This window comes from Pedobacter aquatilis, assembly GCF_030409415.1.
GTDB lineage: Bacteria > Bacteroidota > Bacteroidia > Sphingobacteriales > Sphingobacteriaceae > Pedobacter > Pedobacter aquatilis.
Genome location: NZ_JAUFPW010000029.1, coordinates 57,826 through 78,039 on the forward strand (window position 1 = coordinate 57,826; position 20,214 = coordinate 78,039).

The following is a 20,214-nucleotide window of genomic DNA, read 5'->3' on the forward strand; positions in this document are numbered from 1 at the left end:
AAAGGGAACGGATAAAAATCCATTCCCTTTTTTTATGACTTTTTGGAAAGATACACCGTATCTTTCTGTGACTAAAAGCCGTATCTCAAACCAATTTGTGCTTGCCAAGGATTACCCGTTGGAATTACAATACCAGTATTATTTAAGCGGTAGTTGTAGTTTGAGGTTGCAGCATCAAAACCAGTAACCGCGTAAAGTGCTTGTGTACCTAAATTTTCTGATGTACCCCATGTTTTCTTAAATAAGTTGGCTACGTTAAACAAATCACCTGAAATTTCAATACTTTGTTTTTTTCTTGAACCAAACTTAAACTCATAAGCTAATCTTAAATCGAAAGTACCATAAAAGCCATTTATACCACCATTACGTTGTGCAAATGTACCTTCGTATTTGGTGATGTAATCTTTTAAACTTTGACTTGCATCGCCATTGGCCAATAAAGTTTGTAAAGCAGTTCTAAGCGCCGCGGGTACGTTGCTATTTGTAGGACTAAAGATGTAAGCCAAATCGTTTGTGGCAACAAAATCGCCGTTTGTGTTTCCTCCAGATAATAAACTATATCTGGTGCCACCAATACCTGAGTAGCGAATACCGGCTTTAATGCCATAAAATGATGGCAATGTTCCATAAACAACAACCTTGTTTCTAAATTGGCCGTTAGAATAAGTCATGTTGTTTAAGTTTCTAGGGTCATCAACCACAGGTAAGGATAAAGTTGCCGAATTGGCTACGTTACCGTTAAATGAAGTATTATCTTTAGCATCGTTCCAGGTAAAACTTGCCGAAATTTCGCCATCTTTAAAGTATTTCCAGGTAGCATCTACAACCACGGCAAATTGATTAACTTTTCCTTTGCTGTTTAATTCTAATACCCTACCAAACGCATTCGTTAAACGGCCTCTTTTCCAGTCTGTAACTCCGTTACTCGCAATAATGCTATTTGCTGGTACATATACTCCTCTGTTTCCTTCGTTTGATAAGGTAAAGAAAGGATTTGCCACCATGTTTCTATCCACATACATATAGTTATTGCGTGCTAATGTTGCATAACCTGTAATGCCAATACGGATTTTATCATTTATTAACTTGTTGTATGATAAGTTGGCTTTATAAACTACAGGCATTTTAGCATCGTCAGCGTATGTATTAATGGTTGGAATTTGTAGTGCTGCTAAAGTCGGCGCTGTTGCGCTTCCATTTCTGTAACCAATAAAGTTAGGCGTTGGTACACCTGTACCCGTTACGTCAACCGTTGCAAAATGCTTACCATCAAATGTTAGGTTATTAATGGTCATGTAGTTATTAATGTCAGAACCAAAAATACCTGCACCTAAGCGAACATAGTCGGTATGTTTTTCATTAACGTCCCAATTAAACTGAATACGTGGTTGAATTAAAAATTGTTTTAACTTATGGTCTGTTCTCACACCAATCGCATCAAATAATTGTTGGTTAAGTGGCGAAGTTGGATACTTACTAAAGTCTAAACGTAAACCTCCGGTAAAGTCTAAACCTTTACCCAATTTAGTTTGCATTTGACCATAAACTGCTGTATTCCATAAATTACCAATAACAGTTGGGTCATCAACTAAAGGTACTTCTCTGTAGTAGCTGATAGGAATTAAATTATTAAAATTCTGTAAAGCAGTTTGCCTGTTTCCTGCTGCAACCGTACCTGAGGTGTTAAATGTAAAACGACCGTTTACTTCACTACCATACAATGATTTTGCATGGGTGTACATAATGTCTACCCCGAAAGTATATTTGATTTTATCTGTATTGTAGTAAAAATTATCTACCAATTGGAAAACATTATTGGTAAAACCCTCTTGGCCAAAACGGTGTCCGCCGATTTGAACTGCAGTAGCTAATGTTGCTCCGGTAGTAGGAGATATAGATTCTAAGTTAGAAACTACAGCTCTTGGTATTGCAAAGCCTAACTCATCATTCTGAGTACTGGCCTGGTAAGTGTACAAATGCTGCAATTTTAATTCATTGGTAACTTTGCTGCTAATGGTTGAACGTAAGGTAGCCAATAAGCTATTATCAACGTTTTTATCATTACCATAACTTTCATAGAAGTTGATAGCCGTATTATCTGCTAATCCTAACGGATTTCTATCGTTGGTATAGTTATCTCTAACGGTTAATAAATTCTTGTCATTAATTTGCCAATCTAAACGAAGAAATCCGGCATCTGTTCCTCTTTTTTTTGCGAAAGAACCAAACTGTTGTGTATTAGCCACACCATATTTACTTCTTGCAACAGCTAAGAAATCGTTTAAAGTATTATTTGTAATATTAAAGCGAGCTACATCAGCATCAGAGTTAATATCTGCAATAATTAATGGGCGAGAATCTCTTTGATGATCCCAAGCGGCGAAATAATGCAATTTATCTTTAATTATAGGGCCACCCAAGCTAAAACCATACTGATAAGTTGAAAAATCATTTACTCTAGGATTTCCTCTGATGTCATATTTACTTGCCAAAAAATCAGCACGATTATAAGCAAAAGCACTTCCTGTAACTTCATTTGTACCCGATTTGGTTACCGCACTAATGGTTCCACCACCAGAACGACCTAAGCTCACATCATACTGATTGGTTACAACTTTAAATTCTCGCACGCTTTCTATTGAGATTGAGTATGGTGCGCCACTACGACTGGTTGTGCTACCTGCTGATGTAGGGTTTTTAGCCGTCATACCATCAATGGTAAAATTAGTAGATGAGCCTAACTGACCAGAAATACCACCCGGTCCTGCTAATGGAGATAAATCCGTTAAACTAGAAAAGTTACGACCATTTACCGGTAAAATATTCATCGTTTTTGATGAAATTTCTGTTGATGCGCCAAATTGTTGTACCTTATTTCTTAACGAAGAACCATTGATTTCAACATCGCCAAGGTTTTGAGCTGATTCTTGCATGTTGATGGGTACCACAACCGCATCTCCTTGGTTTAGCATAAAACCGGCTCTGTTTTGCTCCGCGTAACCAATATAAATTGCTTTTATGGTATAAGGGCCACCCAGAGGAAGTTCTTTAAATGTGTATTCTCCCTGTGCGTTTGATGATGTTCGGGTTGTAAAACCTGTCGAATTGTTTTTAACTTGAACAGAAACACCAGGAATTGGCTGTTTTTTTTCATCGGTAACCTTACCGGAAATTGAGGCTTGCGTGGTTTGTGCTTTTAGGGAATTTGAAACACAGAAACACAACAATAATACTGCTAAGAGTAAATTTTTGACCATGATTAATTTTTTGTGATTTTATGGTGCAAAGTTGATGTTGTTGTGTTAACTGAAATTAGATTTAGGATTAAGAAATGGTTTAAGAATTATGTAAAAAACTGTTTAATGTTAAAATAAAATCACCAAGCTTTCTTAGTTAATACTTAGGTCGGGAGAATTAATCTTCATATTAAACTGATAACGTGTTTACAATATGGTCGGGCTTAATACGCATTTAGCTCGGGGTTGGTTCGGACTTGTGACAATTCGGCCCGAACAAAGTCCGAATTAAATTCAAATTAAATTGGAATTAATAGTTAAACTGCTTACCTGCAAGGAACTATAAAAGGCTTTAGATTTGTTGGCTAGTAATTAAACAAAAAAACGGTCAGTAAATTAATACTGACCGTTTCTTGTTAAGCTTATGTTAGCTTATTTCTTTTCAGCTTCGTACTTATCGCTGAATTTTTTATCAAGCTGTTTGTGCAAATTATCCAGGTTAATATCTCTGCCCTGGATAAAAGCCTGCTCTACTTTATTAGTGCGCATATCTAGTGCATCACCAGCAGAGATAAAGAAAGTTGCATCTTTTCCGGTTTCGATACTGCCTGTTATTTTATCTATACCCATAACTTTTGCTGCATTTAAGGTTATGGTTGATAAAGCTTTTTCTTTATCTAAACCCCAAGCCGTAACCGTACCTGCCATAAACGGCAAGTTGCGTTGTTGCCAGTAACCATCGATACTTAACACTACATTTAAGCCTGCGTTAGCCAAAACTGCAGCGTTTTTATAAGGCATGTTCACATCATCATCGTTATTGTTTGGTAAAGCATGAGGCTGTTTAACTACAACAGAAATGTTGTTATCCTTTAAGAAATCGATAATTAAGTAAGCTTCATCAGCACCAGTAATTACAGGTGTAATTCCGAATTTTTTAGCAAAATTTACTGCCGCAACAATGTCCTTTTGACTTTCAGCCGCGATAAATAATTTCTCTTTTCCAGCGAAAACTGGTTTCATCGCATCGAAGCGGGTGTTAATCACTTCGGGTTTACCCATTTCCGAGTAAGCTTTTGCTTCTGCAAAGAAAGATGTTAACTGATTGATAGCAGCCTGCGTACGCTCGTTCAACATTTCAGGAGAAACTTGCGGGCGACCGAAACCACCAAATCCACCGCGGAAACGAGGGGTAACTGGCCAGGTCATGTGCATGGCATCATCTTTTTTAATGGCTGCATCTTCCCAATTCCAGGCGTCTAATTGTACCACAGATGAACTTCCAGAAACTGTTCCACCTTGTGGCGTTGGTTGTGCCATTAAAATACCATTACTGCGTAAAGTTGCCGGAACTTTCGAATCGGTATTATAAGCTACGATAGAACGGATGTGCGAGTTGTAGTCGCCGATTTCCTGATAATCTAAAGTTGCTTTTATAGATTCAGTTTCTGCCAAACCTAAATTAGTCGTTGATGCAATTAGTCCTGGATAAATGTGTTTTCCAGAAGCATTAATACGAATTACATCATCTACAGGCGCTTGTCCGCTTGCAGAAACCGATACAATTTTTCCATTGCTGAAAACGATTGTTCCGTTTTCGATTAACGTACCGTTGCCAACATGGATTGTTGCGCCTGTAATGGCAATGGTTTTGGTTTGTTTTTTTGCTGGTGATATGTTTGCCTGAGCAAAGCACATCAGGCTGGATGCCGATAAAGCCAGACTTAATAAATACTTTATATTAGTGTGCATGTTCTGTTTCGTTTAAATCTGCTGAATAATCTCCTAAAGTTTCGCAATTGTAAAGGCGTGGAGCAGGTCCGAACGGACGTTGAGTACGACCGCCAGTGTTTTTGCTTTCCAGCATCTTTTGAATTAAACGAGCTTTTTCTCCTTGTTGTGTTTTGATAACCTGTGCATCTTTTTCCAAATCCCAGTAAGCCACGCCATCAACAAAAGTTTTCTCTGCTTTTGCATAAATAGATAAAGGATTTGCCGACCAGATAACCACATCCGCATCTTTACCAGGTTTTAAACTTCCAACTTTATCATCTATGTGAAGCATACGAGCCGGGTTTAAAGTCACAAATTTTAAGGCATCTTCTTCCGGAACGTTACCATAAAGTACCGATTTTCCAGCTTCCTGGTTCAAGTGACGAGCCATTTCAGCATCATCAGAGTTAAAAGCCGTTCTTACACCAACATTGTGCATAATCTTTCCGTTGTAAGGAATGGCTTCTGCAACCTCGTTTTTGTAAGCCCACCAATCAGAGAAAGTTGAAGCTGCAATACCGTGTGCTTTCATTTTATCAGCTACTTTGTAACCTTCTAAAATGTGTGTAAATGTATTGATTTTGAAACCTAAACTATCTGCAACATGAATTAGCATGTTGATTTCACTTTGTACGTAAGAGTGACAAGTAATGAAACGTTTATTGTTTAAAATCTCAACAATTGCATCTAATTCTAAATCGCGGCGAACATTGCTGCCTTTTACCGCTCTTGCTTTTTCGTACTCTTTTGCACGGGTAAACTCATCAACAAATGTTTGCTCAACACCCATACGCGTTACCGGGAAACGTGCGCCAGTACCGAAATTACTTTGCTTAACGTTTTCGCCCAAGGCAAATTTGATGAAACCATCAGCACCTGCAAATTTTAATTCTTCTGGTGATTTACCCCAACGAAGTTTAATTAATTGAGATTGACCACCGATTGGATTTGCAGAACCATGTAGAATTTGAGAAGTGGTCACACCGCCAGCCAACTGGCGATAAATGTTTACATCTTCAGAATTGATAATATCAGCAATACGAACTTCTGCCGAAACAGATTGCGCACCTTCGTTAATACCGCCGCTACCTGCAATATGTGAGTGTTCATCAATAATACCAGCGGTTACGTGTTTGCCAGTACCATCAATAACTTTTGCGCTTCCGGCAGATAAACCTTTACCAACAGCCTTAATTTTGCCGTTTTCTAAAAGTACATCAGCATTTTGCAAAATGCCTTCCTTTTCGTTTGTCCAAACGGTAGCATTTTTAATTAAAACACTTTCCTGTTTTGGTATTTCAGTATTTCCGAATGCCCCGAAAGGATAAAGCAAAGTACCTACAGCTAAGGTTGGTTTTGGTTCATCACGTTTAGGTGTTTCTTTTGCCGCTTCTTTATACGTTGCGGTAAATTTTCCGAACGTTCCATCAGGTAGCGCTACTTCGCCTTTAAAAGTTAAAGGATTAGCAGAAGTTAAGTAACCACTTAAGCGTACATCACCTTTAGGGTTTTTCTTTAAATTGAAGTTGATGCTTGCCCAATCGCCATTTCTGGTAAAAGTTGCTGTGGTTTTAACACTATCCACACCAGTTCTTTCAATCGCTGCAGTTGAGCCACCGGCAGTTCCGGTAATCTTTAATATTAATGCACCGGCAATACCATCAACATTAAGGTTATAAGTACCGCGTACATCAGAAACATCCATCTTATTTACAATGAAACGTTTTCCCTGAACCCAGTTCTCGAAAATGATATTTTCTTTTTTGAATAAATTATCTGATGAAATCAGGAAGTTGGCTACTTTGCCTTTTTCTAAAGAACCTACTTTATCATTAATGCCTAAGAGTGATGCAGGGATTTCAGTTACAGAAGCTAAAGCCTGTTTTTCTGTTAATCCATTATCAATCGCCGTGCGGATGTTCGTCCAGAAATCACGCGTGTTGTCCAATCCGAATGAAGTTAATGCAAACTTAACGCCAGCTTTTTCCAAGGCAGCAGGGTTGGTTGGAGCCATTTCCCAGGCTTTCATCTGCGTTAAAGTAATGTTTCTCGCTTCAGCTGGGTCTTCAACATCATAAGCCTTAGGGAACGCTAAAGGAATAATTAAGCTTGCGCCTGTTGCTTTAACTTCTGCAATTCTTTGGTATTCATCACCAGTAGATTTAATGATGAATTGCTTGCCAAATTCTTTCCCGATTTTATCGGCACGCAGCACATTTGCCCAGCCATCAACCTCAAAAATTTGAGGCATTGCCTGTTGTTTGCTAAATTCCTCTAACGAGATATTATATTCATCTTTTTGTTTGCCATACCATTGCGCATCATAATAAGTTTGGCGAAGCAAAGCGATAGAACCCATTAAAGATGTTGGGTAATCATTTGATGAAGTGCCTTTATTGAAAGAATAGTTGGCTGCGGTTTGGTCTTTCAGGTAAACGTTGTTATCTGCACCATCGTTTAAGGTTACAGCAGCCGAAACACCACGGGCAATACCATCGCGGCTAATCGAGTTAACGCTACCAAAACCAGCTTTACGTAAGTCATCAGCTTTTTTACTATCAACGGTAAAGATGTTTTTTACATAAGTTTCAGGTCTGATGGATTCGTTCCAACCGTATGCACCTTTTTTTGTCGATACAAAAATAGATTGGCGCTGACCACCAAAACCACGAACCTGGGTAGCGGCATCTGGTGTACCGTAGTTTGTAAAAGCATCAATAAGTGATGGGTAGAGAAATTTACCTTTCAAATCTACAATCACATAACCTTTCGGAACTGCTAAACCGGCACCAACCGCTTCAATAGTTTGTCCTTTAATTAGTAATGTAGCGTTTGATAAAGTTTTTGTGGCATTTACTACAATGGTTGCATTGGTAAAGGCAAACATACCTGGTCTTGTATCATAAGAACCATTAACAGGATAGGTGGTTTGCTGTGCAAACAGAATTGTAGAGGAAAATACCAGCGCTAAGGCAAGTAAAATTTTCTTCATAATATGTTTAGGGGGTTTATTTTGTTTAAAACTAATATAAATTAGCGTCGAAATTGCTTATTAACCTATTTTTTACAATTAATAGCTATTTTTGAGGGTTATAAAATCACAATCATGAACGAAATCTTAAAAAATGCCCATTCAGGCTGGCGCTATGTAGTTTTAACTTTATTAATTGTTGCTGTTATTAAAGCTTTATCTGGTTGGTTCGGTAATAAATCGTATACCGAAGGAGACAGAAAACTAAATGTATTTACCTTAATTAGCGCACACATGCAGTTGTTAATAGGCTTAATTCTTTACTTTTCCGAAGGATGGTATGCCATGAGCAGCAAAGGCGCACCTGCGGTTCGTTATTTTAAAATGGAACACATCAGTATGATGATTGTAGCGATAATTTTAATTACAGTTGGTAATGCAAAATCTAAAAAAGTTGTAGAAGCAGTTGCCAAGCATCGTACAATTGCTGTATTTTTCGGTTTGGCGTTACTTATAATTATAGGTTCTATATTTATGATGACTAAAAGCGTTCCAGGAAGATCGTTTTTCGGTATTTCGGGTATGCTTATTAAAATCGGAGTTGTTTAAACTATTTTTATAAATATTTCCATTTTTCAAAATTCTTTATATTTTTGCTGTACATGATTAAAAATACACATACATGGCTTTGGCAAGGTAATTCAAAACAGAATTGCGCCGGCTGCGTATGATGAAAATATTCAATCATCCTAAATCTTAAAAAGAACCATTAAAGCCCGGCGTAGAACCACACGCCGGGCTTTTTATTTGTAAATAAAACTCCGTCATTGCGAGGTACGAAGCAATCTAAATTAAAGCAGATTGTTTCCCAATCGAAAGATTGCTTCGTGCCTTGCAATGACGACAACAGATAATTAAATGTTTAAAATAAATACACAATACAAAAAAATGCTTGCTGATACCACTACCCCGGTAAGTATTTATCTTCGCCTTCGCGATGTTTACCCTAACAGCATTTTATTAGAAAGTTCTGATTACCACAGTCGTGAAAATTCGATGAGTTTTGTTTGTGCTGAGCCAGTTGCCGGAATTATTTTAAAAGGCAGTCGATTGGAAACTTATTTTCCTGACGGAACGGTAGAATTTAAAGAAACTAAAAACTTAACAGAAGAAATTACAGCCTTTAAGGATAAATTTAAGGAAACCGAGATTCCGGAAATTAAATTTATTACCAGCGGTTTATTTGGCTATTTTACCTGGAACGCCGTACAGCATTTCGAGGATATTAAATTCAGTTCTGAAACCCCCGATGGTGAGGAAATTCCTGAAATGCAGTACCATTTGTATCGCTACATTATTGCAATCGACCATTTTAAAAATGAAATCACTTTGTTTAGAAATTCATTTGAAGGAGAGGAAGAAAGTGGTTTGGAAAAAATGGAATATTTAATTCAGAATAAAAATTATCCTGAGTATAAATTTCAAACTAAAGGTGAAGAGAAATCAAACCTTACCGACCAAGGCTTTATTGAACTGGTAGAAAAGCTTCAAAAGCATATTTATCGTGGAGATGTTTTCCAGATTGTACCATCCAGAGCATTTAAACAAGCTTTTACTGGCGATGAGTTCAATGTTTACCGTTGCTTGCGTTCTATCAACCCATCGCCGTATCTGTTTTACTTTGATTATGGCGATTTCAAGCTTTTTGGTTCATCGCCAGAGGCACAAATCACCATAAAAAATAATGCAGCTAATATTTTCCCAATTGCGGGCACTTTTAAACGTAGTGGAAATGATGAGGAAGATGCAGAACAAGCCAGAAAGCTTGAACAAGACCCGAAAGAAAGTGCAGAGCATGTAATGCTGGTTGATTTAGCCCGAAACGATTTGAGCAGGCATTGCAACAGAGTTGAGGTAAAATCGTTTAAAGAAGTACAATATTATTCTCATTTAATTCACCTGGTAAGTAAAGTTAGCGGCCATTTACAAGAAAACGTAAGTGCCTTTAAGGTTGTTGCCGATACGTATCCAGCCGGAACGCTAAGTGGTGCACCCAAATATAAGGCCATGCAGTTAATTGATGAAAACGAAAAGTTAGGAAGAAATTTCTATGCAGGGGCAATCGGTTTTATGGGCTTTAATGAAGATTTTAACCATGCCATTATGATTAGGACCTTTATGAGCAAAAATAACGAATTGCATTATCGTGCAGGTGCAGGCATAGTTGCCGATTCGGTGCCTGAAACCGAAATGCAGGAGGTAAACAATAAAATTGCTGCGCTTAGAAAAGCGGTTGAAATGGCAAGGGATATTTAAAACCCTCAACCCCTAAAGGGGGGCTTTATCCAAATAATGAAAGTGTTATCAATATGGATAGCCTGAGGTAATTAACTATATATACTAATTCGTATTTTATAAATTGAAGAAATGAATAGCAATAATATTTCCCCTTCAGGGGGCAAGGGGGTGGTTCTGGTAATTGATAATTACGATAGTTTCACCTATAACCTAGTGCATTTAATTAATGAGGTTGGCTACGAAGCAGAAGTGTGGCGTAATGATAAATTTGAGCTCGCTGATGTAGAAAAATACGATAAAATTCTTTTATCACCAGGCCCAGGAATACCTGAGGAAGCGGGTTTATTACTTGATGTGATTAAAACCTATGCACCAACGAAAAGCATTTTTGGAGTATGTTTGGGGCAGCAGGCCATTGCCGAAGTTTTTGGTGGTACACTTTTAAACTTAGGCCGACCTATGCATGGTATTGCAACTCCGGTAACTGTTGTAGATGGCGATGAATCGTTGTTTTGGGAGTGCCCGCAAACCATTAATGTAGGTAGATACCACAGTTGGGTAGTTAGTAAAGAGAACTTTCCTGACTGTTTAAAAATTACCGCTAGAGACCATAAAAGTGAAATTATGGCTTTAAGACATGAAACACTTGATGTTCGAGGTGTGCAGTTTCATCCGGAAAGTGTGCTGACAGAGTACGGTAAACAGATGATGGAGAATTGGTTGACGAATTAAAAAATACGTCATTGCGAGGTACGAAGCAATCTCATTAATAGATTGCTTCGTACCTCGCAATGACGACAGCTTATAAAAATGAATATTTTAGATAAAATTGTTTTACGTAAAAAAGAAGAAGTAGCAGATGCCAAGCAATTGGTTTCAATTGCTGATTTAGAAAGTTCAACTTACTTTAACAGAAAGCCATATTCTTTCAAAGAATTTCTTTTAGCAGATGACAGAAATGGAATCATTGCAGAATTTAAGCGTCGTTCACCATCTAAAGGCTTAATTAACGGAATTTCTGATGTTGCAGAAGTTACGAAAGCGTATAACGATGCTGGTGCATCTGCACTTTCTGTTTTAACAGATATAGATTTTTTTGGCGGTAAAACCGATGATATTCTGGCCGCAAGGGCAGCTAATAATATTCCTGTTTTAAGGAAGGATTTTATAATTGATGAATACCAGATTCTGGAAGCGAAGGCTTGGGGTGCAGATATTATTCTTTTAATTGCTGCCATTTTAACGCCGCAACAAATTAGTGATTATGGCAAATTTGCTCAAAACCTTGGTTTGAATGTGTTATTAGAGGTTCATGATTTAGCAGAGTTGGAGAGAAGTATTTGTCCGAATTTAGATGCGATTGGTGTTAATAATAGAAATTTAGCAGATTTTACGGTGAGCATTCAAACCTCTTTTGATTTGGTGAATAAAATCCCGAATGAGTTTATGAAAATTTCGGAAAGTGCAATCAGCAATCCGGAAACGATAAAGGAGCTTAAAAGCGCAGGTTTTAATGGGTTTTTAATTGGTGAAAATTTTATGAAAACCGATAATCCGGGTTTGGCGATTAAAGATTTTGTGGCGCAGATATAAGTGCGTAATGTTTTGCCATGGAAACACAGAAACCACGGAATTTTTTCAGTTTATTCGTCATTGCGAGTTACGAAGCAATCTCGCCCCATAGATTGCTTCCCCAAAGTATCGGAACAAACTTTGCATCGCAATGACGGCTGGTCTTTTACATTCGAGTTTCACTTTCGAACGCTTTAAAAACTTTTATTACAACTACGTGGTTTCTAATTGAAATCAACTTTTGCAAATTTTGTATCTTTGCTACATTAATGGGAAAACAGAAATTTTATGATACTGCGATAAAGCAGGAACGGGTCATTTTAGTTGGGGTGGTTACACCTGGCGAAAAAGAAGAGCAAACGAAGGAATATTTGGATGAGCTTGCTTTTTTGGTTGATACTGCCGGTGGGAAAGTAGAGAAAGTTTTTACGCAAAAAATGCTGAAGCCAGAGCGTGCTACTTTTGTTGGTACGGGTAAGCTTGAGGAAATTAAGGCGTATGTAAAATCAGAAGAGATTGATACAGTGGTTTTTGATGATGAATTATCGCCATCGCAATTGCGTAATATTGATAGGGAATTAGGGGTAAAGGTTTTAGATAGAAGTAATTTAATCTTAGATATTTTTGCCAACAGAGCGCAAACTGCACAGGCTAAAACGCAGGTAGAATTGGCACAATTACAATACGTGCTGCCCCGTTTAACGGGTATGTGGACGCACTTAGAGCGTCAAAAAGGGGGTATTGGTATGCGAGGTCCGGGTGAAACGCAGATTGAGAGTGATAGAAGGATTATTTTAACTAAAATCTCTTTACTGAAAGAACGTTTAAGAAACATTGATAAACAAAATGAAACGCAGCGTAAAAATCGCGGTCAGTTAATTCGTGTAGCACTTGTAGGTTATACCAACGTTGGTAAATCAACCATCATGAATATGCTTTCGAAATCGGAAGTATTTGCAGAAAATAAGCTTTTCGCTACACTTGATACGACGGTTAGAAAAGTAGTTATTGAAAATCTTCCTTTTCTTTTATCAGATACGGTTGGTTTTATCCGTAAACTTCCTCACCATTTGGTAGAATGTTTTAAATCTACTTTAGATGAAGTTCGTGAAGCCGATTTACTGGTTCATGTGGTTGATGTTTCGCATCCAAACTTTGAAGACCAAATTAATACCGTTAATGAAACTTTGAAAGATATCGGTGCAATTGATAAAGACATGATTTTGGTTTTTAATAAAATTGATGCCTATGTTTCTCCAGAAGTTGATGATGAAGATGACGATGGAAAATTAACGCTTGATGAATTTAAACGTAGCTGGATGAGCCATGATAAAATTCCGGTTTTGTTTATTTCGGCAACTGAAAAAGAAAACATAGAAGAGTTTAAAACATTATTATACGATAAGGTAAAAGCAGCGCATGTTGCAAGATATCCTTACGATAGTAATTTGTTATATTAGATTAATTAAACTTTCATTGAGAGGTACGAAGCAATCTTTTAACAAATTAGATTGCTTCGTACCTCGCAATGACGATAGATAAAAACATTATGGAAAGTAAACGTCAGCAAAAATTTGCAGGAGTGCTACAAGTAGAGTTAGCACAGGTTTTTCAGCGTGAGGGTGCTGCATTTTTGCCAAATACATTGGTAACCATTACGCGAGTTCGCGTTTCGCCAGATTTGGCCGTTGCAAAAGTTTATTTAAGCTTTTTTAATACCAATAACACAACACTTTCAATCAATACGGTTAATGCCCATGCCGGCGAAATCAGGTATAAATTGGGTTCAAGAATCCGCCATCAGGTTAGGGTTGTGCCAGAACTTACTTTCTTTGTTGATGATACAAACGAATATGTTGAGCGAATGGATCATCTTTTCGATAAGATAGCAAAAGAACCAAGGCAACCAGACGAAGAAACTGAATAGTTTTCTAATGCAAACTTTCGAAGAAGTTATTTTAGCCAATAAATCTGCAATAGGAAAAGTAATTGATTTCAACAAGGAAACTGATGCGCTTTTACCGCTCGATTTTACTGCAGCAAATACATCACTAACAGGTGAAATTTTAGCTGATACGGATTTGTTTTCAGACTGGATAAATCAACAGCTTAAAGATAAGAATGCAACATATGGCATTGGTGGTTATGATGAACATAGAACGATTTACACCAGAAGCGTACATTTTGATGCGGGTGAAGAACCCAGGCGATTGCACTTAGGTGTAGATATATGGGCGCCAGCTTTTACCCCGATTTATAATTTTTATGATGCAAGGGTGCACAGCTTTGCCAACAATAATAATTTCGGCGATTATGGCGCTACAATAATCTTAACTTATCAAATCGATGGCTTTGAGTTTCATGTTTTGTATGGGCATTTAAGTCTGGCTTCGTTACATGGTTTAGAGGAAGGACAAATTATCCCGAAAGGAAAAGCTTTTGCAACTTTAGGCATTAAAGAAGAGAACGGTTTCTGGCCACCACATTTACATTTTCAAATTATAGAAAATATGAACGGTTTAAAGGGCGATTATCCAGGTGTGTGCAAGTTTTCTGAACGTGAAAAATATCTGGCTAATTGCCCAAATCCGAATTTGATTTTGAAGTGTAGCTTAATAATAGATTAAATTTTATTTTGTCTTGGCCAGACGGGCTCTTTTCTTTTGGCAGCGAAAGAAACAAAACTGTCGGCTTAAAATTTTTCTATTAAAGTCAGTAATAAGGGGTTGATACTGCTTCCCGAAAAATTTGTTAGGCCGATCTAAGTGAAACGGAGCTGCATTCGGAAGGCTTAATTAAACGTAAATAGTTTATTTCAAATATTTGATGTTATTGTTTTTAGGTGGCTTAAAATATCTTCATGAGTAAGCTTTTTAGTCTTTTAGCTTTTTTACGTAAATTAGATTGATGAAGAAGTTGATTATTCTATGTTTTCTGTTCAGCAATATCTTTGCCTCGGCTCAGGTACAGTTTAAAAGCGGGCCTTCGGGTTTTGCCACTTTCTTAAAAAACAATACCATTTACCCAGCTTTCTCCAAACAAAATTGTATACAAGGCAGTGTGAGCATCAGCTTCAAATTGGATCAAAACGGTAAAGTTTATTCTTCAAAAATTACAAAAGGTATCATCTCAGAATTGGATAATGAAGCCCTGAGGTTGGTTCGTTTAAGTAGCGGAAAATGGCAAGTTCCAAAAGGTTATGATACAACGGTTTCTGTTGTCGTTCCTGTAAACTTTAAGTTATCTGGCTATGGTTGCGAAAGGAAATCGAGTAACGAAATAAAGGCTTCTATTAATGCTTATTTAGCTGAGGAGGGATTAACTAATGCAGTTATTAATTTTTATAAAAATAGAGATGCGGCCAAACCTGGACAAGAAAGTCAGATTTTGGCGATAAAATCTCAGTTGGGCATAGATGATGACTATTTCGATTCGTTAATAACTACAGGGTTAAAGAAAATAAAACAAGGAGATAAACAGGGTGCTTGTGAAGATTTTACAATGGTTAAAAATCTAGGCAGCGATAAAGCAGATGGTTATCTCACAAAATATTGCAAATAATGCGTTTAACGGTTAGAATTTTTGCTCTTTTAGATATTATTAGTATTTGTTTATTGGCCCAACCTTTTTGGCAAATTATTACACATTTCAACGAAATTCCTGAAGAAACTCTATCTCAAATTAGGGTTATATTAACCTTACCGATGTTCCTGTTGCTGTTTGTTTCTGCCATTGGGTTAACTATGTATCGTAAGTTTGGTTTTATCGCTTATTACATTCAATTCCCGATACGGCTTGTAATCTGGGTTTTTTCAATAGGATTTGTTACACTTTTGCCAGAGTTATTAAACCTTAAAGAACTTTGGTTTGATGTCTTTTTTAAACTCTGCTTTATCGCAGAATTTTTTAGACTTTACTTTACGATTAAAATTCATCGGGAGGAATTTTAGGTTAATACAATTTAAACTGCTTAAGCCAGATTAAGCCTGATGAAAATTCTAAACAATTACAGAAATTGCTGCAGGTAAAATTGAAGCTTCAACAGCATTTACTTTTCCAATGTATTCCCCATCAACCTGAAAATGCGCTTTATGCTTTGATGATATTTTGACATTTGAGGTTTGAAATACTTCTATTTTTTTTGGATTAAACGGAAGTTTGGTAAACCATATTTTTAAGATTTCTAAATACGAATAATCTTTTACAACAATTATCTCGAACAGTTCATCATCCAGTTTACCATCGGGATTAATTTTAAGTCCTGTTCCGTACATAGTTGCATTGGCAATAGCCACCATTGCAGCTTTAGATTTTACTTTTTCGCCTTTTAGCTCAAGCTCTACATCCATCCTTTTGTGATTCCATAGCGCATGCCAGGTTGCTTTTGCATACCCCCACATTCCGCGTTCCTGCAAACTATCAAATCTTTTTACCAGATAAGCATTAAAACCTAAATCAGATAAGTGGATGCAGATTTCATTATTCAATTTAATAACGTGGATTTTCTTTGCTTCCCCATTTTCTACAACTTGCAAAGCTTCCTCAATTTCTGTTGGAATCCCCAATTCTTTAGCCATTCCGTTCGCCGAGCCCGCCGGAATAATTCCAATAGGCGTATCAGAATTCAGCAGGCATTCGGCAACTAGTTTTAATGTACCATCGCCTCCAACAGCAATAACTTTATCTGCTTCTGATTGCTTAATTTTTGATTTTATTTTATCTATTGAACAATCTTCAGGCAGTTCAAATAAATCAATATCTGTATTTTTTCCTTTAAAATAGACCGAAATAACTTCTTTTAAGTCGATATCGTGACTACCTGAACCAGGGTTAATAATGAATAATAATTTCATGAATGCCAGCTTATTGTGCTGCATTAAAACAACTAAACGTAAAGTCTGTTTTAAAATAGATGAATAAATCGGCGAGTGTAAAAATATATCATGGCTATGGTCATACGCAAAATTTAGTGGTATATGGGCATGTTTTTAAACGCAAGGCAAAAAGCAACCAGATTTACAGCAATAACTTATTTGTTAACATTGCTCATCTGCTTAAACTTTTCATTTTAAAGCCCTATCCATTTGTTAAAATTCGACTTCAATTTTTCGATCAAACCATTTATAATAAAACAGAAGCCGATGGTTTTTTTAAGTTCGAGTGGAAAGCTACCAGGGATATTGATGCTGGTTGGCATTATGTAAAAGTTGAAGCCTTGGGCGATGATAATGCCGTTATCTGTAGTGGTGAGGGTAAAGTTTATGTGCCGCACATCACGCAATATGCATTTATTTCTGATGTTGATGATACCGTAATGGTTTCTCATTCGGCAACTATTGGCAGGCGGTTGCGGGAGCTTTTTATTAAAAATCCTCGCACCAGAAAAACTTTTCCCGACGCAGCGAGTCATTACCAGCAACTGGCTTTATCGCATACAAGAAGTGAGCAGCCAAATCCTTTTTTCTATGTGAGCAGTAGTGAATGGAATTTGTACGATTATTTATCAGAAACATTCAGATTTAATAAATTACCCAACGGTGCTTTCTTGCTTAATACTTTAAAAAGATGGAAAGATTTGGTGCGTACAGGCAAAACCGGGCATGAAGGTAAACTACTGAGGGTCATGCGCATTCTGGATGCCTTCCCAAATCAAAAATTTGTGTTTTTTGGCGATAACTCTCAGCAAGATCCAACAATTTATACTTCAATTGCCGAGAAATATCCAGAGAATATCAAGGCGATATACATTCGTAATATCAGGCCGGAAAAGGAAACTGAAACCTTGACTTTGCTTGCCAAACTGGTCCCATATCAAATTCAGACTTGCCTTTTCAATAGCAGTTCAGAAGCGATTGAACACTCTAAAAAGATAGGGTTAATAAAATAGACTTTGGAGCGCAACTGCAGTGTTAATCGCTTGCGATAGTCCCGCTTTCCTTTTCGCCATGAAAAATGGCTTCAATATAATCGGGGCTAATTAATTAGATTCATCGCATTTGGCAATAAGCAATTCGTTAAGAAATCGATTTACCGAAAGGCGTAAAAGCTAAGTTCATTAACTTAAAATGCTGCCGCCCGAACGGAATGCCAACAATGGTAATGCAAAGCAAAATACCGAAGAACAAGTGTGTTAGTGCTATCCAAAAGCCACCGCAAAATATCCAGATTAAATTCATAATGGTTGATAAGCAACCTGTATTTGAAGAAGTATCGGTAATTTTTATGCCAAAGGGCGCCAAGCCAACTATTGCAAATTTGAAGCATTGAATGCCAAATGGAATGCCCACAATCGTTAAGCACAATATTAATCCACCAATAATATATTCGAAAAAGATGAAGATACCGCCGAAAATAATCCAGATAATATTGCCTATAAAATTCATTGTATATTAGTTTTTATTTATTTAGACTGCATTTTTTTCGGCAGCATACTTTCCAATTCCGTCATTGGTTATTTTAAGATAATACAAATACAATTTTGTTACAGATGGCATGAAACAGCGCAACATAATTTCTTTATTTTAGGATACACACAAAATGAAACCTTATTATGAAAAAAATTATCCTCCTGGCGACAGCTGTCGCCTGCTTTGCGCTACCCGGTGCAAAGGCCCAAACTGTTAATGGCGTTCGACTAAGTGAAATTCATGCTGATTTTATTGAAATTAAAGGTTCTGGTAGGCCATTTTCAGATAAAACCCTAATCTCAATAGAATATGGTCAGGTTGTTCAAGATTATAACAGCGTGGTTGTAAAAGATGATTCTGGCAAGCGTATGGAATTTAATTCAACTATCGATTTTTTAAACAAATTCAAAAACTACGGCTATGAGCTTTTTCGGGTGTATTCAGAGCAAGCTGGAAAAGATTCGAGCAGACCTGTTTATCTAATGAAAAGGAAATAACGATTTGGCTTTTAAGTACATTGTTTCTTCGTTTTACTTAAGTTAAATAAACCTGATAGCAATGAAAACGCCAACAATTTTTTCTATTGTTGGCGTTGTAATGTATAGCAGGGCTGCTGCAACCGATTAACCACAGTTTTTGCTTTCCAAAATCTAAAATCTACATGTTTTTCGTCATTGCGAGGCACGAAGCAATCTGATACGCTTGAGATTGCTTCGTGCCTCGCAATGACGATTTTAACCAATGAATATTCTATATAAAATCCAAAGTGTTAAACTTTTTATTTAAAATATCTGCATTGTTTACATCCAGCCATTTATCTAAAATAGTACCATAAACCTGACGGAAATCTAACTGGTATTTTAAATCTCCGGTATCTAAATCGCCAAGATTTGGAGCGCTATTAAAAATTCCTTGTTTTTTTAACCGGCCACCAAAAATGAACATATTATTTGCAGTGCCGTGGTCGGTTCCATTACTTGCATTTTGCTCAACGCGACGGCCAAATTCAGAGAAAGTAACAACTAATGTATCATCTAATTTGTTATTATTTTTTAAATCTTTCAGAAATGCAGCCATGCCTTCGCTATATTGCTTTAGTAAGTTTCCTTGTTGATTTAGTTGATTTACATGTGTATCAAATCCACTCAAAGAAACATAATAAACCCTGGTTTTTAATCCTGAAGAAATAAATTTGGAAACCGTTTTTAGCTGATTTGCAAAACCAGATTGCGGATAAGTTGCGGTGTTTTTATAAACCTTTGAAGTGTTTTGAATGTAACTGGCCGACGAAGATGTTTCAATCATGGTTTTGTACAAGTAACCTAAATTATCCTCATCTAAATGCTCCTTATCGTTTTGCAACATGGCTTTAAAAAAAGGGTCGTTTGTGTTGCGAAATAAGGCAGCAGGGTCTTTTAAAGCAATTCCCTTTTTAGTCATGCCTTTCATTGCCAGTGAAAGTGAATCATCAACTTCAATGGCCGTGTAAGGAAATTTGCAAGTTTGGCAATTGCTGTCCAGGTATCTTCCAATCCATCCGGTAGATAAGAATTGATTGCTGTCGCTTCCGGTTTGCCAAATATCCATTGAACGGAAATGCGAACGATCTGGATTTGGATAGCCAACATCGTTGATAATCGTCATCCAGCCCTGGTCGTGAATTTCTTGCAACGCTGCCATGTTTGGGTTTAAACCCTGCATGTCATTAAGCTTAATTACATCTTCAGGTTTAATAGCAATGCTTTTCCGCTTTTGATAGTAAACATCATTTCCAAAAGGTACAACGGTATTTAAACCATCATTTCCACCAGAAAGCTGTACTACTACGAGGTTCTTGTACAAACTTAATTCATCCAGCGCCATTGCTTCAAGCGGTTTCATAAAAGCCGGCACAAAAAGCGAACCTGCGGCAACAAAACCAGAATTTCTTAAAAAATTTCTCCTGTTCATATCTTTA

Annotated in this window: 17 protein-coding genes; 11 read left to right on the forward strand and 6 right to left on the reverse strand. The window is 37.0% G+C overall.

What is annotated here, in order from left to right; translation table 11 throughout:
* Nucleotides 1-71 precede the first annotated feature (71 nt).
* From QWY86_RS12170 to QWY86_RS12180, 3 genes are all read right to left on the reverse strand, one after another.
* Entirely contained in the window at nucleotides 72-3,257 is a 3,186-nt protein-coding gene (locus tag QWY86_RS12170; RefSeq protein WP_290242501.1) for a TonB-dependent receptor, read from the reverse strand.
* Nucleotides 3,258-3,668: 411 nt separating this feature from the next.
* Nucleotides 3,669-4,988, reverse strand: coding sequence for an amidohydrolase family protein (locus QWY86_RS12175; protein ID WP_290242502.1), 1,320 nt, complete (start codon nucleotides 4,986-4,988; stop codon nucleotides 3,669-3,671).
* Nucleotides 4,978-8,001 (reverse strand): amidohydrolase family protein, encoded by a 3,024-nt coding sequence (locus QWY86_RS12180; RefSeq protein WP_290242504.1) that lies wholly within the window; start codon nucleotides 7,999-8,001, stop codon nucleotides 4,978-4,980. The genes QWY86_RS12175 and QWY86_RS12180 overlap by 11 nt, the downstream gene beginning before the upstream one ends.
* A gap of 114 nt (nucleotides 8,002-8,115) precedes the next feature.
* Between QWY86_RS12180 and QWY86_RS12185 the strand changes: the two genes are divergently transcribed.
* The 9 genes from QWY86_RS12185 (at nucleotide 8,116) to QWY86_RS12225 (ending at nucleotide 15,800) form a co-directional block, all read left to right on the forward strand.
* Nucleotides 8,116-8,589, forward strand: a complete 474-nt coding sequence (locus tag QWY86_RS12185) for a cytochrome B (RefSeq protein WP_290242506.1) — start codon at nucleotides 8,116-8,118, stop codon at nucleotides 8,587-8,589.
* A 309-nt stretch (nucleotides 8,590-8,898) separates the two neighbouring features.
* A complete protein-coding gene (locus QWY86_RS12190) occupies nucleotides 8,899-10,296 on the forward strand; it encodes an anthranilate synthase component I family protein (RefSeq protein ID WP_290242508.1) in 1,398 nt (465 codons plus the stop codon).
* 111 nt (nucleotides 10,297-10,407) lie between these two features.
* The gene (locus QWY86_RS12195) at nucleotides 10,408-11,010 is read left to right on the forward strand and encodes an anthranilate synthase component II (protein ID WP_290242510.1); all 603 of its coding nucleotides are present in this window, start codon (nucleotides 10,408-10,410) and stop codon (nucleotides 11,008-11,010) included.
* Nucleotides 11,011-11,088: 78 nt separating this feature from the next.
* Complete coding sequence (gene trpC / locus QWY86_RS12200) at nucleotides 11,089-11,871, forward strand: indole-3-glycerol phosphate synthase TrpC (RefSeq protein ID WP_290242512.1); 783 nt, start codon at nucleotides 11,089-11,091, stop codon at nucleotides 11,869-11,871.
* A 248-nt stretch (nucleotides 11,872-12,119) separates the two neighbouring features.
* Complete coding sequence (gene hflX, locus QWY86_RS12205) at nucleotides 12,120-13,310, forward strand: GTPase HflX (protein WP_290242515.1); 1,191 nt, start codon at nucleotides 12,120-12,122, stop codon at nucleotides 13,308-13,310.
* A gap of 89 nt (nucleotides 13,311-13,399) precedes the next feature.
* Nucleotides 13,400-13,777 (forward strand): 30S ribosome-binding factor RbfA, encoded by a 378-nt coding sequence (gene rbfA / locus QWY86_RS12210; protein WP_290242517.1) that lies wholly within the window; start codon nucleotides 13,400-13,402, stop codon nucleotides 13,775-13,777.
* A gap of 7 nt (nucleotides 13,778-13,784) precedes the next feature.
* The gene (locus tag QWY86_RS12215; protein WP_290242520.1) at nucleotides 13,785-14,477 is read left to right on the forward strand and encodes a peptidoglycan DD-metalloendopeptidase family protein; all 693 of its coding nucleotides are present in this window, start codon (nucleotides 13,785-13,787) and stop codon (nucleotides 14,475-14,477) included.
* Nucleotides 14,478-14,757: 280 nt separating this feature from the next.
* Nucleotides 14,758-15,411: an energy transducer TonB gene (locus QWY86_RS12220; protein WP_290242522.1), complete on the forward strand. Its 654-nt coding sequence runs from the start codon at nucleotides 14,758-14,760 to the stop codon at nucleotides 15,409-15,411.
* On the forward strand, nucleotides 15,411-15,800 hold the full coding sequence (locus QWY86_RS12225; RefSeq protein ID WP_290242524.1) for a hypothetical protein: 390 nt from the start codon (nucleotides 15,411-15,413) through the stop codon (nucleotides 15,798-15,800). The genes QWY86_RS12220 and QWY86_RS12225 overlap by 1 nt, the downstream gene beginning before the upstream one ends.
* Nucleotides 15,801-15,848: 48 nt before the next feature.
* Here the strand turns inward: QWY86_RS12225 and QWY86_RS12230 are convergent, their stop codons facing one another.
* Nucleotides 15,849-16,703, reverse strand: coding sequence for a diacylglycerol/lipid kinase family protein (locus QWY86_RS12230; RefSeq protein WP_290242526.1), 855 nt, complete (start codon nucleotides 16,701-16,703; stop codon nucleotides 15,849-15,851).
* A gap of 59 nt (nucleotides 16,704-16,762) precedes the next feature.
* Between QWY86_RS12230 and QWY86_RS12235 the strand changes: the two genes are divergently transcribed.
* Nucleotides 16,763-17,737 carry an App1 family protein phosphatidate phosphatase gene (locus QWY86_RS12235; RefSeq protein ID WP_290242529.1) on the forward strand — a complete coding sequence of 325 codons (975 nt, stop codon included), beginning with the start codon at nucleotides 16,763-16,765 and terminating at the stop codon, nucleotides 17,735-17,737.
* Between the two features lie 127 nt (nucleotides 17,738-17,864).
* Here the strand turns inward: QWY86_RS12235 and QWY86_RS12240 are convergent, their stop codons facing one another.
* Nucleotides 17,865-18,233, reverse strand: a complete 369-nt coding sequence (locus tag QWY86_RS12240; RefSeq protein WP_290242531.1) for a YccF domain-containing protein — start codon at nucleotides 18,231-18,233, stop codon at nucleotides 17,865-17,867.
* 167 nt (nucleotides 18,234-18,400) lie between these two features.
* Between QWY86_RS12240 and QWY86_RS12245 the strand changes: the two genes are divergently transcribed.
* Nucleotides 18,401-18,754, forward strand: a complete 354-nt coding sequence (locus QWY86_RS12245) for a hypothetical protein (RefSeq protein WP_290242533.1) — start codon at nucleotides 18,401-18,403, stop codon at nucleotides 18,752-18,754.
* Nucleotides 18,755-19,007: 253 nt separating this feature from the next.
* On the opposite strand, the gene QWY86_RS12250 is transcribed toward QWY86_RS12245, so the two are convergent.
* Entirely contained in the window at nucleotides 19,008-20,207 is a 1,200-nt protein-coding gene (locus QWY86_RS12250; RefSeq protein WP_290242535.1) for a DUF1501 domain-containing protein, read from the reverse strand.
* Nucleotides 20,208-20,214: the final 7 nt, after the last annotated feature.

Coding starts and splice junctions, on each gene's coding strand:
- trpC (WP_290242512.1), top strand. CDS start 11,089: ATGAATATTTTAGATAAAATTGTTTTACGTAAAAAAGAAGAAGTAGCA.
- QWY86_RS12250 (WP_290242535.1), bottom strand. CDS start 20,207: ATGAACAGGAGAAATTTTTTAAGAAATTCTGGTTTTGTTGCCGCAGGT.
- rbfA (WP_290242517.1), top strand. CDS start 13,400: ATGGAAAGTAAACGTCAGCAAAAATTTGCAGGAGTGCTACAAGTAGAG.
- QWY86_RS12180 (WP_290242504.1), bottom strand. CDS start 8,001: ATGAAGAAAATTTTACTTGCCTTAGCGCTGGTATTTTCCTCTACAATT.
- QWY86_RS12230 (WP_290242526.1), bottom strand. CDS start 16,703: ATGAAATTATTATTCATTATTAACCCTGGTTCAGGTAGTCACGATATC.
- QWY86_RS12240 (WP_290242531.1), bottom strand. CDS start 18,233: ATGAATTTTATAGGCAATATTATCTGGATTATTTTCGGCGGTATCTTC.
- QWY86_RS12225 (WP_290242524.1), top strand. CDS start 15,411: ATGCGTTTAACGGTTAGAATTTTTGCTCTTTTAGATATTATTAGTATT.
- hflX (WP_290242515.1), top strand. CDS start 12,120: ATGGGAAAACAGAAATTTTATGATACTGCGATAAAGCAGGAACGGGTC.
- QWY86_RS12235 (WP_290242529.1), top strand. CDS start 16,763: ATGAATAAATCGGCGAGTGTAAAAATATATCATGGCTATGGTCATACG.
- QWY86_RS12215 (WP_290242520.1), top strand. CDS start 13,785: ATGCAAACTTTCGAAGAAGTTATTTTAGCCAATAAATCTGCAATAGGA.
- QWY86_RS12185 (WP_290242506.1), top strand. CDS start 8,116: ATGAACGAAATCTTAAAAAATGCCCATTCAGGCTGGCGCTATGTAGTT.
- QWY86_RS12190 (WP_290242508.1), top strand. CDS start 8,899: ATGTTTAAAATAAATACACAATACAAAAAAATGCTTGCTGATACCACT.
- QWY86_RS12220 (WP_290242522.1), top strand. CDS start 14,758: ATGAAGAAGTTGATTATTCTATGTTTTCTGTTCAGCAATATCTTTGCC.
- QWY86_RS12195 (WP_290242510.1), top strand. CDS start 10,408: ATGAATAGCAATAATATTTCCCCTTCAGGGGGCAAGGGGGTGGTTCTG.
- QWY86_RS12170 (WP_290242501.1), bottom strand. CDS start 3,257: ATGGTCAAAAATTTACTCTTAGCAGTATTATTGTTGTGTTTCTGTGTT.
- QWY86_RS12175 (WP_290242502.1), bottom strand. CDS start 4,988: ATGCACACTAATATAAAGTATTTATTAAGTCTGGCTTTATCGGCATCC.
- QWY86_RS12245 (WP_290242533.1), top strand. CDS start 18,401: ATGAAAAAAATTATCCTCCTGGCGACAGCTGTCGCCTGCTTTGCGCTA.